Here is a 15,300-nt window from a genome sequence, read left to right on the forward strand (position 1 = left end):
AAGCCAGTATTTTGACAACACTAATGTTGTCAAAATACTGGCTTGCATATCATTTCCAATCGCTACTATGACTGTGTCGAAATTGCCGATTCCTATTGCTTTTAATGACTCCTCATTTGTTGAATCTGCTATTACCGCATGGGTCGCTCGATCTGCAATCTCATTTATACGTTCTTCATTATTATCAATAACCAACACTTCATTTCCATGATCCAATAAAGTATTTACAATACCCGAACCAAATCTTCCAAGTCCAATGACTGCATATTGTTTTTTCATATAACATGCTCCTATAAAATCATTATGGTCTACTTACCCTATCATAATTTTTCCTTTCGGACGTTTAAATGGATCCGATTTTCTTTTTAAAGTGACAGCAAAAGCAATCGTTAATGGGCCTACCCTACCAGCAAACATTGTTAATATAATTAGAATTCTTCCAATCGGCGTTAAATCCGGTGTCAAGCCCATAGATAATCCAACCGTGCCGAATGCGGAAGTTGCTTCGAAAAATATCATCAAGAAGTCTTTACCATGTTCCGTTATCGTTAAAACCAAAGTAACAACCATTACAATTAGAAGACCACTTATTGTTACAGTAAGCGCCTTATAGATCGTATCGTACATTACCGTTCTATTAAATAAAACTACATCTTCTTTCCCTTTAACCTGAGACCTAACCGCTCCCAATAAAGTAGCAAATGTAGTAGTTTTAATCCCACCACCGGTAGAACCTGGGGATGCTCCAATAAACATAAGAATAATCGTAATGAAAAGAGTGGTTTGCGTTAAATCAGGAATATTCAATGTATTTGACCCCGCTGTTCTAGGTGTCACGGATTGATATAAAGAACCAAGTAATTTTCCTGACCACGATAATGGTTGCAATGTTTTTGGATTATGCAATTCCAATAAGAATATTAAAACAGTTCCTACTAACAATAAAATAATGCTTGTACGAAGAACAACTTTTGTATGTAAAGAGAGCATTTTAGTATGTTTGAATTCATACAGTTCGTTCATTACAATAAAACCAATTCCACCAAGTGTAATCAATAAACAGACAACAATCGTAACAAGGGGATCAGCTACATAACCGGTTAGACTTTTAAATTCACCCATTAAATCAAATCCCGCGTTATTAAAGTTTGAAATAGAATGAAATATTCCATAATAAATAGCTTTATTTAGTGGCATATCAAAGGCAAAACGAATTGCTAACAAAATCCCACCAACTAACTCAATAATAAAAGTAAAAATAAGGATTCTCTTTACTAAACGAACAATCCCTGCAATCGATAAGTTATTTAAAGCCTCTTGCAGTAGTAAACGTTCCCTTAAGGAAATTCTCTTCCCTAAAATAACAGCAAAAAAGGTTGCAAAAGTCATAAAGCCTAATCCACCAACTTGTATGAGTAACAAAATAACTAATTGCCCAAATAAGGTGAATGTTGTTCCAGTATCCACAACAACTAGTCCCGTTACACAAGTAGCAGAAGTAGAAGTAAATAATGCATCTAAGTACTTAAGACCTTCACCATCCCTTGTTGCAATTGGAAGAGTTAGAAGAATACTACCAATTAAAATAATCAGGGCAAATCCAGACACTAAAACTTTAGAAGGATCTAACGAAGGTTCCAACTTTTTTTTCATAGTAGTACTACCTCTCTTTTTTGCCTATTTTTAAAGGAAATCTACTTCTCCCATTCAAACTTTCAACATTATAATTCCCAATGAAGAAAAATTATAATTACTTTATTCTAAACACGTAATAGCTAATAAATATTTCTAGTACAAAAAGGTCAATCTATGATTAGTTGAAAAGTGTTGAGAGGGGCAACTTAATTGGAATCTAAGGTAATGAATGTCGTAGAACATCATTTATATATCATCATTATTGTCTTAATTTTTGGATTGTTAGCTATGAAATTTGCTGAAAAAATTAAAATACCTGATGTTGCTTTGTTTATGATATTGGGTATTATATTGGGTCAGCCTGGACTAAACTTAATTTCATTATCAAATGAATCGCCTGCTTATCAATTTATCATTGTCCTTGGATCGGTACTAATTTTGTTTGAAGGAGGTAGGGGTATTCAATTCTCAGTTCTAAAAGAAGTATGGATTACGATTTCCCTTTTATCGATTCTTGGTGTGATTATTACAGCTACAGTCGTAGCCTTTACTGCATTTTATTTACTAAAACTGCCTATTTTATATGCACTGTTGCTTGCCTCAGTTATTGCATCAACAGACCCAGCTACTTTGATTCCTGTCTTTAAACAAGTTACAATTCGAGAAAAAGTTAAACAAACAGTAGAAAGCGAATCTGCTTTTAATGATGCAACAGGTTCCATATTAGCATTTACGATTCTCGGTGTTATTTTAGGACAAACACAATTATCTATTACATCTAGCATATGGAGCTTTGTTCGAGAAGCTGGTGGTGGAATTATAGTAGGAGTAGTTGTAGGTTTCCTAGCTGTATTTCTAACTTCAGAGCATAGATGGGAATTGCTTAAGAGATTTAGTACAATTGTAAGTTTTGTCGCTGCAATCAGTTCATATCTTTTAGCTGGATATATCCATTCAAGTGGATTTATGGCAACATTTACAGCTGGACTTATATTAGGTAATCCTCAATTATTTCATTTTCAAATATCAGATAAAACGAAATCAACCGACGCTCATTTTTCAGATTCAACAACATTAATTATGAGAACACTTATTTTTATGCTGCTTGGTTCCCAAGTAAATTTTCATATTTTAAGCAAATTTTGGTTACAAGGAATATTGATTGTTCTAATTTTCATGTTTATTGCACGACCAGTTACTGTTCTTATTTGTACATGGCCTGATCGTATTGCAAAATGGAAATGGAATGAAATTATTTTTATGTTCTGGGTACGTGAAACAGGCGTTATTCCTGCAGCACTTTCCGGGATGATTGTTGCAGCAGGGGTGGATTATGCAGACGAAATTACAACTGTCACATTCATCGCAATATTAATGACCATTCTTATACAAGCTAGTACAACAGGCTTTGTTGCAAAAAAATTAGGTATTACAGTTGAAAAATCCGATGCATGTATTTAATTTTAGTCCAAGTAAAAAAGACAACTAAATCGTTGTCTTTTTTACTTTCTTTCATTAATCTCAAGTTCATATTTCGCAATTTTCCGTTGAATTTTCTTTAAATTTTCTTCGGTTTCCTTTATTTGATCTAAAACATTTTTTTCTTGCTGTTTCATCAAGTCTAGACGTTGTTTTAATGTTTCTTCCCCGTCCATTGACCAGTCAACGAATTGTTTTATTTTCTTAATAGGCATACCTGTGTTTTTTAAGCATAAAATCATCTCGATAAATTTAAGTGCGTCCTCATCAAAAATTCTATCTCCACTTTCAGTTCTTTTTAGAAAAGGTAACAAGCCTTGTTTATCATAGTATCTTAATTGAGAAATTGTTAAGCTATTCAACTTTGCTACTTGTCCAATTGTATAGTTCATAAACCCTCATTCTTACCAAGGCATAATTCCTTTTGAATTTAGAATTTTTCCATTGTAGTTTACATCACTTATTGCATAGTCTGTGATAATTTTAGCACCTTCTACAGTTGTATTTCCTCCAGGTGTATTTCCGTTTAGATCAGTCGTTGTAAAACCTGGTGTAACACCAAAAATTTCAGGACCGTTACTTCCGAATTCTTTCCCAAATGTTAGTGTTAATGAATTATTAGCAGTTTTTGAAGAATTATAACCAAGTATATTGATTGATGCAGTTTCTCCACGATCAAATAATGTTTGTGATGCCATATCTGTCGTAACATTAATAATTTTTCCACGTTCAGACTTTTTAACCAGTGGTAAAAATATTTGAATCATTTGGAACGTTCCAAAGAAATTAACTTCAAATGCTTGGCGTAAAGTTTCAAGTTTGATTTCACTTGGCAAAATATGAAAATCTGGGGCAATTCCTGCATTATTGATTAAGAGATCTAAGTTGTCAGTTACTTTCAAAATTTTATTTAAAGCATCCTGAATAGATTGTGTGCAAGTAACATCAACTTGAATAAATGTAACATTTGAAAAACCTAGAGTCTGCACTGCATTTATCCCGAGCTTTTCATTTCGGGAACCTAAAAATACATGATATTCCTTTTCAGCTAATTGACGAACTACTTCTAGTCCAATTCCTTTATTCGCACCTGTTACCAATGCATATTTTGTCATATTCATTTCCTCCGATTTATTATTTTGTTGCTTACAAATCAGAGATTACAGCCTAAACCTTAGTGTAGGTCAAGGGTTTTAATTATATTTTTATTAAATTTAATAATAATAAATGAATATGAGGTAATCGTTGAAAAACATATTTTATTTATGTTTTAATCAAATCACAATGATTAAACAGATACCGCTACTAAAAAACGGAATTGAAGTTATAAACTGCAACATTATAGCAAACTTTATATCCAGAAAAATTAAGGAGTACGAAAAATGAATATCGCGTTTTTCTTTACCCCCAAAAATGAACTTGTTTATATGAATATCAATTCGACAATGCGTCAAGCTCTTGAAAAAATGGAGCATCATCGTTTTACAGCAATTCCTTTAGTTGATGATAACGGCAAATATGTTGGTACGCTAACTGAAGGTGATTTATTATGGAAATTAAAAAATACGGAAAGTTTATCTTTTTCTAATACAGGAAAAATAAATCTAAATGAAATTTCCTTGCATAATGTTTATGCACCAGTCTCAATCAATGCACAAATTGAAGATTTATTTACAAGAGCAATTAATCAGAACTTCATTCCAGTAATTGACGATCATGAAGTTTTTATTGGCATGGTAAAGAGAAGAGAAATTATTGAGTATTGTAGTAAGAAAATATTATCAGAAAGTGAAAGTATTTAAAGCTTTTCATAATACGAAAAGAGCAACTACAGTGTTTTTGTAGTTGCTCTTATTTATTAAAGAAACGAAATAAAAGTCAGCTTATCTGATACGAAGGCCCCACCCTCATTATTTGTAAAAACAAATGATCTTTAAAAGAATGTACGAACGCTTAGGGAACATTACATATATAGTTCTGGACAATGTTAATCTACGTTGTAGGAGGTATCTTATCCGTATTTTTTATTTTTTGATGATTATTTACAGATTTTCATCAAATTTTTATTCGATTTAGTAGGAATAAGAACATTCTAGCTAGTTATTCATTTGTAAGTAACTAGGATTATACAATTTTAAGGTCATAATACCTTAACTGGTATGGGTAATCTTTAATTTTATTTGCGATGCAGCTCTAATTTTAATTGCAGTTTTGCCAATTTTAATTGCGATTTTCAGATTTTATTTGCAGTCCACTATTTTTTTCAACATTTCATCATTTATCTGCGTAGATGTACACCTTATTTCCGTTTTCATTCATTCCTTTTAGGTAATTCTTTCTAATATGTATTTATTTCTTTAATCTTAGGAGAGATTTTATGAACGAAATTAATTTTGCTTCTTTATCGATTAGTTTGCATAAAAATCTTAAACAAATAGAGGAAGCCATTTATAAATCAGCGGATTTGAAAAGACGTTCATTTACAATTGATAGTGCTCGAGATGCTGCCATTCTTTATATTGATGGAATAACGGATACGATCAACTTACAAGAAAATATTCTTAAACCATTGCAGGAGCTTTCAAAAATAAGAAATTTGGAAACAATCGTGTCAGAAAGTATTTCAATTATTGATGTGACTATTGTTACTGAATTGGATCAAATCTATTTAGCTTTAACAAAAGGTAAGGCACTTGTTTTGATTGACGGTATGACGAAGGGATTTTAGCCGATTCAGCTGATTGGGAGAGCTCTAACCGGACCCGATACACAAAGAACCGGTAAAGGATCATTAGTTGAATTTAATGAACAGTTAAAAGTAAATGTGAATCTTCTTAGGAATATGATTCAAACTCCGGATTTTGCAGTTGAGAACTTTTCAATTGGAAAGAAATCAAAGACTGATGTGGCAATCGTTTACATTGATGGATTTGTTGACAAAAAAGTACTTGAGGAAAGTAGTAGAAAGATAAAAGAAATAGATGTAAGTTTAGTAAAGAACTTTTAACACAATCAGATACACTATTACCGTTACCTTTAGAAATTATCTTTTTACAATTTATTTTTGATTTACTTTCAGAAACATCATTACGTATTCCTAAATCGACGGTTTTATTAGTGTCACTCAAAAACATCTGTTGATGCTAAATTAGTCCATTCATTAAGCTTAATCGTTGTGGGTATAAACTTTTTAGCAAGTATGTCACTAACAGCAGGAGGACTATGGGGTGTAATGAGTGTTCTTCGATTCGTATTTCTATTTATAGGTTATTATTTCGGATTAACTGGTATGTCTTTAGGATTCCTACTTACTATCGTATACATGGCATCACCTAAAATCAGTTGGAGTACCTTATTTAGCTCCCTTTATTCCTTTTCAATACAAGGAATTCAAAGATGTTTTATTTCGTGGAGATTTGTGTAATTTAATCAATAGTAGGCATACATACCCACATAAGGTTAAGAAATAGCTTTCAATCATTAATTTAAAGGTGCACTTTACATGATTAGTGCTCCTTTTTTATTTGCGTATATCCCGTTTCTGTTATCGATCTAACAATTTGTCTAATCGTATTAGGATAATATGCTCCACTCCGTAATATTAATTAATAAAGATGTAAAATTAAGATTTCAATAAGACTAGAATAGTGAAAGTTGGTGACACTTAAATGAAAAATAAAACTCTAAAAAGCACTCAATCTACTTCCCTAACTAAGGAAGAACTTCTCGAATTAGACCAAAAATACGTATGGCATCATATGTCTCCTCATAATCCAAACCCAATGGTTTTAGTTTCGGGAAAAAATAGCACAGTAACTGATATTGACGGAAAAAATTATTTAGACGGTATGTCGGGATTATGGTGCGTAAATGTAGGTTACGGGCGTGAAGAAATTGCTAAAGCGGCTTCTGAACAAATTCAAGCAATTCCATATGTACCAATGTCCCAATCTAATGTTCCTTCTATTCTATTAGCTGAGAAGTTAAATGAATGGTTAGATGGAGACTATCGTATTTTTTATTCTAATTCAGGTTCTGATGCTAATGAAGTAGCTTTTAAGATTGCTAGACAATACCACCAGCAAAACGGAGAGCCTTTACGTTATAAATTTATATCAAGATATCGTGCTTATCACGGTAATTCTATGGGCGCATTAAGTGCTACTGGTCAAGCTAACCGAAAAGTTAAATATGAACCTCTTTCTTCAGGTTTTCAGCATGTGGCACCTCCTTATTGTTACAGATGTCCTTTTGGTAAAACGTATGGTGATTGCGGTATTCAATGTGCAACTGCAATAGAAGATGTTATTAATTACGAAGGTGCTGAAACGATTGCAGGGATTATAATGGAGCCGGTTATTACAGGTGGAGGAGTTATAGTACCACCTGCAGAATACTTAACGAAGGTTCGAAAAATTTGCGATAAATTTGGTATTTTGTTAATTGTTGATGAAGTAATATGTGGTTTTGGCCGCTCTGGAAAACAATTTGGACATCAAAACTTCGGTATAAAACCAGATATCGTCACAATGGCTAAAGGAATGACAAGCGCCTATTCTCCTCTTTCGGCAACTGCAGTAAGTAGCGATCTATATGAAGTATTTAAACAACCAGGAACAGATAATCATTTTCGTCATGTTAACACATTCGGAGGAAATCCAGCTTCATGTGCAGTAGCACTTAAAAACTTAGAAATAATTGAAAGTGAAAATTTAATAGAACGCGCTGCCTATTTAGGTGATGAGCTTCGTAAAAAATTAGATAGTTTACTCACTTTTAAAAATGTTGGGGATATCCGCAGTTTTGGTTTTATTGCAGGAATTGAGCTTGTTGAAGATAAAAAAAGTAAAAAACCTGCTAGTCCAGAAATGGTATTAAAAATAATAACCGAATGTAAGGCACAAGGATTAATAATCGGTCGAAACGGAGATACGGTTCCGGGCTATAATAATATCCTTACTCTTTCTCCTCCATTTACAACAACTGATGAAGAGCTTGATTTTATTGTAAATACTTTAAACAAAGCATTCTCAAAACTATAATCGTACGGGGTGATATTCTTGTCTACACAAACTAATATAAAGGTATTAAAAAATTTTATAAATGGCGAATGGATTGAAGCATCACCAAATGCCAAAACAATTCCCGTTCCAAATCCTGCTACTGAAGAAATATTAGCATTTGTACCTCTCTCAACTAAATCAGATTTAGAAAATGCTGTAAAAGCAGCTAAAAAAGCTTTTACAACATGGAGTAAAACACCTGTTCCAAAAAGAGCAAGAATACTATTTTCATACCAACAATTGCTTATAAAACATTGGGATGAACTTGCTAATTTAATAACGATTGAGAATGGCAAAAGTTTCACTGAGGCATATGGAGAAGTTCAACGTGGAATTGAATGTGTAGAATTTGCTGCCGGCTCCCCAACATTAATGATGGGTAAACAATTACCTGATATTGCTACAAACATTGAATCGGCGATGTATCGCTATCCTGTTGGTGTAGTCGGAGGCATAACGCCTTTCAATTTCCCAATGATGGTTCCTTGCTGGATGTTCCCATTAGCGATTGCATGTGGAAACACGTTTATCTTGAAGCCTTCTGAACGGACACCACTACTTGCAAATCGTTTAGCAGAGCTCTTTACCGAAGCTGGTCTGCCAAAGGGTGTATTCAATATTGTTCACGGAGCACATGAAATTGTAAACGAATTACTTCAAAATAAAGATGTTCCTGCCATTTCATTTGTAGGCTCTCAGCCAGTGGCGGAATATGTATATAAAACTGCATCTGCAAATGGTAAACGTGTTCAAGCTTTGGCTGGTGCTAAAAATCATAGTATCGTTTTACAGGATGCAAACCTAGATGAATCGGTTAAGCAAATCGTTACAGCTGCATACGGTTCTGCAGGTGAAAGATGCATGGCTTGCTCAGTAGTCGTAGCGGTTGGCGACATTGCCGACCCTTTAATAGAGAGATTAAAAATAGAAGCGGGTAACATCACGATCGGAAATGGATTGGATGAAGATGTATTCCTAGGTCCTGTTATTCGCAAGGAACATCGTGAACGAACGGAACAATATATAGAATGTGGAATAAACGAAGGTGCAACTTTATTACGAGATGGGCGAAATGATTTAATTAGAAAAGAAAAGGGCTATTTTATTGGCCCAACAATCTTTGATAACGTGAATCCATCTATGAAAATTTGGAAAGAAGAAATTTTCGCACCAGTGCTTTCAATCGTTAGAGTCGAAACATTAGAAGAAGCGATTGAGCTAACGAACAAATCAGATTTTGGTAATGGAGCTTGTATCTTTACAGACAGTGCATCGAGTATTCGATACTTTAGGGAAAACATTGAAGTAGGAATGCTCGGAGTAAACATTGGCGTACCGGCACCAATGGCTTTCTTCCCATTCTCTGGTTGGAAAAACTCGTTCTATGGTGACCTACACGCAAATGGCGCAGATGGGGTCGAATTCTATACAAGGAAAAAAATGATTACGAGTAGATTAGAGTAAATAAAATTGGGCTTTTCCATTAGTTTAGGTAATTGACTACTGGGAAAGCCTTATTAAATAGAAAAAATCGCATATCCCGTTAGTACTTACGGATGAGATGCGATTTGAAATTATTGATCGAATTGAGTTTCGTTCTGTCCCGCTCGATGAATTCCTTTGTATATCCTTTAAATAACGTAGCAAAAACAGCTGATATTAGAGCCATTTTTATATTTTTGTTAACTTAACCTATTTTCTTAAAAGTTTAACCTTAAGAAACACTCAAATTTTAAGTTTATTTGCGATATTACCATTTTTAATTGTGATTCGGCCATTTTAATTGCGATTCATCATTTTTATTTGCGATTCGAACTTTTTAATTGCGATTCACCATTTTTATTTGTGATTCGGCCATTTTAATTGCGATTCGCCCAAATTATTTGCAATTCACTAATTCTCACAAATGAATCCCCAACTGCTTAACAATTAACACTCCAAAATATTTCCGTGCGTCAGCATTCATTATATGAAGAGTGATAAACTTCTCCTCTTCATCTTGATTTTCAAAGTCAACATAAGCTCCGTCTAGCGTTTCTCTTACACTCTTAATCTTGTAGCCTTTTTTTACAAGGGAATCGATTTGATTTCTTTCGATTAAAAAGTCCTTGTATGTTGACATTAATTTACTCATTCCTTTCATGACTAATCTCTTCTATTAATCTAGTTTCACCATACTTTTTCCTCTTTAAGTACTGTCCACTACCCGCATTCCCTATGAATTGCTTTTCCCTTATTACAAATTCTCCACGTACTAAGACACTCACTGGCTCGCCAGTCACTTCCATCCCTTCGAATGCGTTATAGTCGACTGCCATATGGTGTGTTTCTGAAGAAATCGTTCGTTTACTATTCGGATCAAAAATAACTAAATCAGCATCTGAACCGACTGCTATAGTTCCTTTCCCGGGATATAAACCAAATAGCTTTGCACTTCTAGTAGAAGAGATATCAACGAATTGATTTAATGATATTCTGCCTTTTTTAACTCCTTCAGAGAATAATATACTTACTCGATCTTCAATCATCGGTCCTCCGTTAGGAATTTTTGAAAAATCGTCTCGACCTAGATCCTTTTGTCCTTTAAAGTCAAATGAACATTGATCAGACCCTAACGTTTGTAGATTTCCATTTTTTAAAGCATTCCATAGCACGTCTTGGTTCCATTTTTCGCGAAGAGGAGGAGACCAAACATATTTTGCACCTTCAAATTCAGGCTTTTCTAACATAGACTGATCAAGCACTAAGTATTGTGGGCATGTTTCTCCCCATACATCGATTCCAATATTTCGTGCTTCCGTTATTTTTTCAACAGCCTCTGCACAAGTAACATGGACAACATATAATTGTGAATTTGCTAAACCAGTTAATGTAGCTGCTCTTCCAGTTGCTTCACCTTCTACTTCTGGAGGCCGTGTTAATGCATGGTAAATAGGCTCAGTTTTCCCTTCAGCTAAAGCTTGATTGATTAAATAATCTACAACATCTCCATTTTCCGCATGCACCATTACTAATGCCCCATATTCTTTTGCTGCTAATAAAGTACGGTACAATGTCGCATCATCCGCTTGAAATACATTTTTATATGCCATAAATACTTTAAATGATGTGATTCCCTCTTTTTCAATGACTCTAGGTAACTCTTGTAATACATCATCGTTTATTTCGCCAATCATAAGATGAAAACTATAATCGATCACTGCTTTATTTTTCGATTTTTCATGCCATGTTTCAATTGCTTTTTGGAGTGGTTCTCCTTTATTCGTTAAACAAAAATCAATAATTGTTGTTGTTCCCCCAAAAGCGGCCGCAATCGTTCCAGATTCAAAGTCATCCTTTGTGACAGTTCCACCAAACGGCATATCTAAATGTGTATGCGGATCTACTCCACCTGGAAAAATATAATGACCTGAAGCATCAATCATTTCAGCATCTGTCCGATCTAAATTTAATCCAATTGAAGTAATTTTATCTTCCTCTATTAAAATATCAGCCTTATAAGTATCCGTTGCAGTGACAATCGTTCCGTTGCGTATGATTTTCTTCATTTTCTTTTCCTTCCCCCCTTTAAAATTGAATATTGATTAGATCTTGCTAATGTCTTTAAAGCATGTTGGCGATCATTCCAAGTCATCGAAGGTTGTTTACTTGGAACTTCTACCATTTTAATTGCATCTTCCACCGGACAAACGATTTTGCATAAGTTACACCCTACGCAGTCTTCTTCCCGAACCTTTAAAAATGACTTTCCATTTTCATCGATTGCCATATCTATACATTGGTGTGATGTATCTTCACAAGCAATATGGCATTTATTACAGTTAATGCACTCCTCAGTATCAATTCTAGCAACTACTTGATAATTTAAATCTAAATTTCCCCAATCCGAATACTTATGAACTGCTTTACCAACTAGTTCAGTTACTGAAGAAAGACCTTTTTCGTCTAAATAATTAGTTAACCCATCAATCATGTCTTCTACAATGCGGAATCCATGATGCATCGCTGCCGTACAAACTTGAACACCAGTCGCTCCCATTAATAAAAACTCTACTGCATTTTGCCAATTCGATATTCCTCCAATACCGGAAATTGGTACTGATATTCGTGGGTTACGTGCACATTCTGCCACCATATTTAATGCAATTGGTTTTACTGCAGGTCCACAATATCCACCATGTGCTCCCTTCCCGGCAACATGTGGAACCGTATTCCAAGAATCTAAATCTACTCCCATTAAACTGTTGATCGTGTTAATCATACTGACTGCGGCAGCTCCACCTCGAACTGCCGCTTCCGCCGTTACAGTAATATCAGTAATGTTCGGAGTTAGTTTTACAATAACAGGTGTCTTTGCAACTTCTTTTACCCAATATGTTTGTTGCTCTACTAATTCAGGAACTTGACCGGATGCAGATCCCATTCCTCTTTCTGCCATTCCGTGTGGGCAGCCAAAGTTCAGTTCTAATCCATCAACACCAACGTCCTCTACCCTTTTTACAATTTCATGCCATTTATATTGTTGCGGCTCAACCATTAACGATGCGATAATCGCTCGGTCTGGAAATCTTTTTTTCGTTTCGTAAATTTCTTTTAAATTTACTTCAAGAGGTCGATCAGATATGAGTTCGATATTGTTAAATCCCGCAACTCTTTGTCCGTTGAAGTTAATCGCAGCAAATCGGGACGAAGTATTAATAATCGGTTCTCCTAATGTTTTCCAAACTGCCCCTCCCCAACCAGCCTCAAATGCACGTTGGACTTGATACCCTGAGTTTGTTGGAGGAGCAGAAGCTAGCCAAAATGGGTTAGGTGACTGTATACCTGCAAGATTTATTCGTAGATCTGCCATGTAAAAAAACCTCCTTTTAATGGTTTAGCTGCTTATGAATCGCATAAGCTACTTCTTTACCTTGCTCTGCTGCAGTCACGACCATCGCTTCCCCTTGCCCTTTTCCAAATATGACATCACCACAAGCAAATACTTTAGGATTTGAAGTCTGAAACGTTTCTTTGTTAATTTTTACAACTCCATCATTATGTTCTAACCCAAATTGTTCGATTAACTCTGTATAACGAGTTTGCCCGATCGCTTTTATGACTCCGTCAACTGGAATCGTAAAATTTGAATCTGGAATAAGCACAGGTCGACGGCGACCGTCTTTACCCACTTCACCTAACTCCAATCGAACACACTCAACTGAGATTACTTTTCCGTTTTCACCAATTATTCTGATTGGTAAAGTTAGCCATCGGAATTCCACACCATCCTGCTTAGCAAAATCATATTCAAATTGATAAGCAGACATTTCTGATTGCGTCCTGCGGTATAAAATTTTCACATTGCCTGCACCTAAACGAACCGAACATGTCGCTGCATCAATTGCCGTATTTCCAGCTCCAATCACAACCATATTTTTACCTATAAAGCGATTTGTAAACTCGCCCAATTTTGTCTCTTTCACTAAATCAATTGCATCATATACTCCGTCCAAGTCCTCTCCTTCTATATCAAGCATCGGTACTTTTCCCATACCTACTGCCAACACTACCATGTCATAGTTTTCTACTAAATAGTCTGATGATATATCCGCTCCAACTCTAGTGTTCGTATGAATTTTCACATCTAATTTTTCTATTTGCTGAACTTCCCAGCTAGATATTTTTTTTGGAAGACGGAACGAAACAATTCCATATCGATTTAATCCTCCTGCATGATTTTCCGCTTCATAAATAGTTACATCATAACCAAGTAGGGCAAGTTCACGAGCAGCAGCTAAACCGGATGGTCCGCTACCCACAATAGCAACTGTTTTTCCATTTTTATTTCCAGCCTTAAATAATACTTGATTATTTTTGATCGCCCAATCTGTTGCATAACGTTGTAAATTTCCAATCATGATTGGTTTTGTCGAATGATTGAGTACACAAGCACCCTCGCACAGTTCTTCTGTAGGACAAACTCGAGCGCAGCTTGCTCCAACGGGATTTGATGACATAATCGTTTTAGCTGATCCCTTTAAATTACCTGAACCAATTTTCTTAATAAACGTAGGAATGTCAATCCCAGTAGGACACGCTTTAATACATGGAGCATCATAGCAATATAGACAGCGATGTGCTTCTTCAAATGCTTCACGTTCAGATAATCCAGGATGTACTTCTTCAAAATTCTTCGATAAATCCTTCGACGAGATTCTACTCACTAACAACACCCTCCTAGTAGCTATAAAGTTACTTTTTAAGAAAGCAGAATATACGATTCATTAAAGCTATTTCTAAAATTGAGGTATTTCAATATATGATTAAATAAATTAATTTAGACATGTTTATGTAAAGGGGTGTCAGTGTTAAAAAAATGATTTTTAAAGCTTTCTATTTAGAAGTATTTAGAAAAAATAAAAGCTCAAACCTTTATATTAGGTTTGAGCTCTTTTACATTTTTCTTAAATTTTATTCTTCACAAAAACATTAAGTCGTTTTCTATAAAAATAGATTAGCAAGACGATAATTAACAGCCCCAAAATGACTTTACCGAATAATGTGAACTCTAACACTTGATTAACAGAATACGATTCAAATAATATGACAGGTAGCTTACCAATCAAACTAGCTAACATAAAACTTGACCATGTGATTTTTCCAAAGGCAGCAAATAAAGTAATCAAACTAGATGGAATAAAAGGAATAAAACGCAGAAATAACACACCGTAAAATGCTTCTTTTCCTTCTAAGCTTAATAACCTATTTAACCCTTTAAATTTTGTTGAATTACTAATAAATCTTTTTTGTAAACCCTTTCTATATAAAATAAAAGATACGAATGTACCAGCTAATTCACCTATGAAAGAGACTAAAAATCCACTAGTAAAACCGAATAATTTAATATTGATTGCTGTCAAAAACCAAGCTGGTATAATACCAACAATACTAATTAGAACATTAATTAAAATACTAAGTATCACAGCATAGTCTTTATATGTATTTAAAAAATGTTCAATTGCAGAAAGTGTCATAATTTTCCCCCATTTTTTTAACCACTTAATTGTACAACATTTAGTATGATAAAAAAGCTAAGGTTACAAAAATACATAAATCTTCCATAAATTAAAATCTATTTACT

Annotated in this window: 13 protein-coding genes and 3 pseudogenes; 7 read left to right on the plus strand and 9 right to left on the minus strand. The window is 34.4% G+C overall.

The genetic code is table 11. The features are described 5' to 3' along the window. Together CN514_RS01435 and CN514_RS01440 are read right to left on the minus strand one after the other, a co-directional pair. On the minus strand, positions 1-279 hold a 279-nt coding region (locus CN514_RS01435; protein ID WP_141529278.1), incomplete at its 3' end, for a potassium channel family protein. 33 nt (positions 280-312) lie between these two features. Next, positions 313-1,653 (minus strand): TrkH family potassium uptake protein, encoded by a 1,341-nt coding sequence (locus CN514_RS01440; protein ID WP_098231055.1) that lies wholly within the window; start codon positions 1,651-1,653, stop codon positions 313-315. Between the two features lie 192 nt (positions 1,654-1,845). On the opposite strand from CN514_RS01440, the gene CN514_RS01445 reads away from it, so the two are divergent. Then, positions 1,846-3,096: a cation:proton antiporter gene (locus CN514_RS01445; RefSeq protein WP_286141506.1), complete on the plus strand. Its 1,251-nt coding sequence runs from the start codon at positions 1,846-1,848 to the stop codon at positions 3,094-3,096. Between the two features lie 41 nt (positions 3,097-3,137). Here the strand turns inward: CN514_RS01445 and CN514_RS01450 are convergent, their stop codons facing one another. Together CN514_RS01450 and CN514_RS01455 are read right to left on the minus strand one after the other, a co-directional pair. Continuing rightward, the gene (locus CN514_RS01450; RefSeq protein ID WP_098231056.1) at positions 3,138-3,506 is read right to left on the minus strand and encodes a MerR family transcriptional regulator; all 369 of its coding nucleotides are present in this window, start codon (positions 3,504-3,506) and stop codon (positions 3,138-3,140) included. A 12-nt stretch (positions 3,507-3,518) separates the two neighbouring features. Then, the gene (locus tag CN514_RS01455; RefSeq protein ID WP_098231057.1) at positions 3,519-4,229 is read right to left on the minus strand and encodes an SDR family NAD(P)-dependent oxidoreductase; all 711 of its coding nucleotides are present in this window, start codon (positions 4,227-4,229) and stop codon (positions 3,519-3,521) included. Positions 4,230-4,496: 267 nt separating this feature from the next. Here CN514_RS01455 and CN514_RS01460 point away from each other — a divergent pair, with 267 nt between their 5' ends. The 6 genes and pseudogenes from CN514_RS01460 to CN514_RS01480 all read left to right on the plus strand — a co-directional run bounded on the left by CN514_RS01460 (position 4,497) and on the right by CN514_RS01480 (position 9,641). Beyond that, positions 4,497-4,916 carry a CBS domain-containing protein gene (locus CN514_RS01460; protein WP_098231058.1) on the plus strand — a complete coding sequence of 140 codons (420 nt, stop codon included), beginning with the start codon at positions 4,497-4,499 and terminating at the stop codon, positions 4,914-4,916. 575 nt (positions 4,917-5,491) lie between these two features. Continuing rightward, a pseudogene (locus tag CN514_RS26320) lies at positions 5,492-6,121 on the plus strand (spore germination protein). A 135-nt stretch (positions 6,122-6,256) separates the two neighbouring features. Continuing rightward, a pseudogene (locus CN514_RS26740) lies at positions 6,257-6,418 on the plus strand (spore germination protein); the annotation flags it as partial. A 25-nt stretch (positions 6,419-6,443) separates the two neighbouring features. Next, positions 6,444-6,584 (plus strand): annotated as a pseudogene (locus CN514_RS26745) (spore germination protein); the annotation flags it as partial. Positions 6,585-6,782: 198 nt separating this feature from the next. Continuing rightward, on the plus strand, positions 6,783-8,156 hold the full coding sequence (locus CN514_RS01475) for an aspartate aminotransferase family protein (protein WP_098231061.1): 1,374 nt from the start codon (positions 6,783-6,785) through the stop codon (positions 8,154-8,156). A gap of 18 nt (positions 8,157-8,174) precedes the next feature. Beyond that, positions 8,175-9,641: a CoA-acylating methylmalonate-semialdehyde dehydrogenase gene (locus CN514_RS01480; protein ID WP_098231062.1), complete on the plus strand. Its 1,467-nt coding sequence runs from the start codon at positions 8,175-8,177 to the stop codon at positions 9,639-9,641. Positions 9,642-10,077: 436 nt separating this feature from the next. On the opposite strand, the gene CN514_RS01485 is transcribed toward CN514_RS01480, so the two are convergent. From CN514_RS01485 to CN514_RS01505, 5 genes are all read right to left on the minus strand, one after another. Then, complete coding sequence (locus CN514_RS01485; protein ID WP_098231068.1) at positions 10,078-10,299, minus strand: hypothetical protein; 222 nt, start codon at positions 10,297-10,299, stop codon at positions 10,078-10,080. 4 nt (positions 10,300-10,303) lie between these two features. Continuing rightward, positions 10,304-11,725 carry a dihydropyrimidinase gene (hydA, locus tag CN514_RS01490; RefSeq protein ID WP_098231063.1) on the minus strand — a complete coding sequence of 474 codons (1,422 nt, stop codon included), beginning with the start codon at positions 11,723-11,725 and terminating at the stop codon, positions 10,304-10,306. Then, positions 11,722-13,029: an NAD-dependent dihydropyrimidine dehydrogenase subunit PreA gene (preA, locus tag CN514_RS01495; protein ID WP_098231064.1), complete on the minus strand. Its 1,308-nt coding sequence runs from the start codon at positions 13,027-13,029 to the stop codon at positions 11,722-11,724. Before preA ends, hydA begins: the two co-directional genes overlap by 4 nt. A gap of 16 nt (positions 13,030-13,045) precedes the next feature. Continuing rightward, on the minus strand, positions 13,046-14,383 hold the full coding sequence (locus CN514_RS01500) for an NAD(P)-dependent oxidoreductase (protein WP_098231065.1): 1,338 nt from the start codon (positions 14,381-14,383) through the stop codon (positions 13,046-13,048). A 240-nt stretch (positions 14,384-14,623) separates the two neighbouring features. Beyond that, positions 14,624-15,193, minus strand: a complete 570-nt coding sequence (locus tag CN514_RS01505) for a TVP38/TMEM64 family protein (RefSeq protein WP_098231066.1) — start codon at positions 15,191-15,193, stop codon at positions 14,624-14,626. Positions 15,194-15,300: the final 107 nt, after the last annotated feature.

This window comes from Bacillus sp. AFS001701, assembly GCF_002559405.1.
Taxonomy (GTDB): domain Bacteria; phylum Bacillota; class Bacilli; order Bacillales; family Bacillaceae_G; genus Gottfriedia.

Bases quoted from the DNA above. Each gene is read 5' to 3' on its own strand.
- CN514_RS01450 (WP_098231056.1), bottom strand. From the start codon at position 3,506: ATGAACTATACAATTGGACAAGTAGCAAAGTTGAATAGCTTAACAATT.
- CN514_RS01440 (WP_098231055.1), bottom strand. From the start codon at position 1,653: ATGAAAAAAAAGTTGGAACCTTCGTTAGATCCTTCTAAAGTTTTAGTG.
- CN514_RS01475 (WP_098231061.1), top strand. From the start codon at position 6,783: ATGAAAAATAAAACTCTAAAAAGCACTCAATCTACTTCCCTAACTAAG.
- CN514_RS01455 (WP_098231057.1), bottom strand. From the start codon at position 4,229: ATGACAAAATATGCATTGGTAACAGGTGCGAATAAAGGAATTGGACTA.
- CN514_RS01505 (WP_098231066.1), bottom strand. From the start codon at position 15,193: ATGACACTTTCTGCAATTGAACATTTTTTAAATACATATAAAGACTAT.
- CN514_RS01485 (WP_098231068.1), bottom strand. From the start codon at position 10,299: ATGTCAACATACAAGGACTTTTTAATCGAAAGAAATCAAATCGATTCC.
- hydA (WP_098231063.1), bottom strand. From the start codon at position 11,725: ATGAAGAAAATCATACGCAACGGAACGATTGTCACTGCAACGGATACT.
- preA (WP_098231064.1), bottom strand. From the start codon at position 13,029: ATGGCAGATCTACGAATAAATCTTGCAGGTATACAGTCACCTAACCCA.
- CN514_RS01460 (WP_098231058.1), top strand. From the start codon at position 4,497: ATGAATATCGCGTTTTTCTTTACCCCCAAAAATGAACTTGTTTATATG.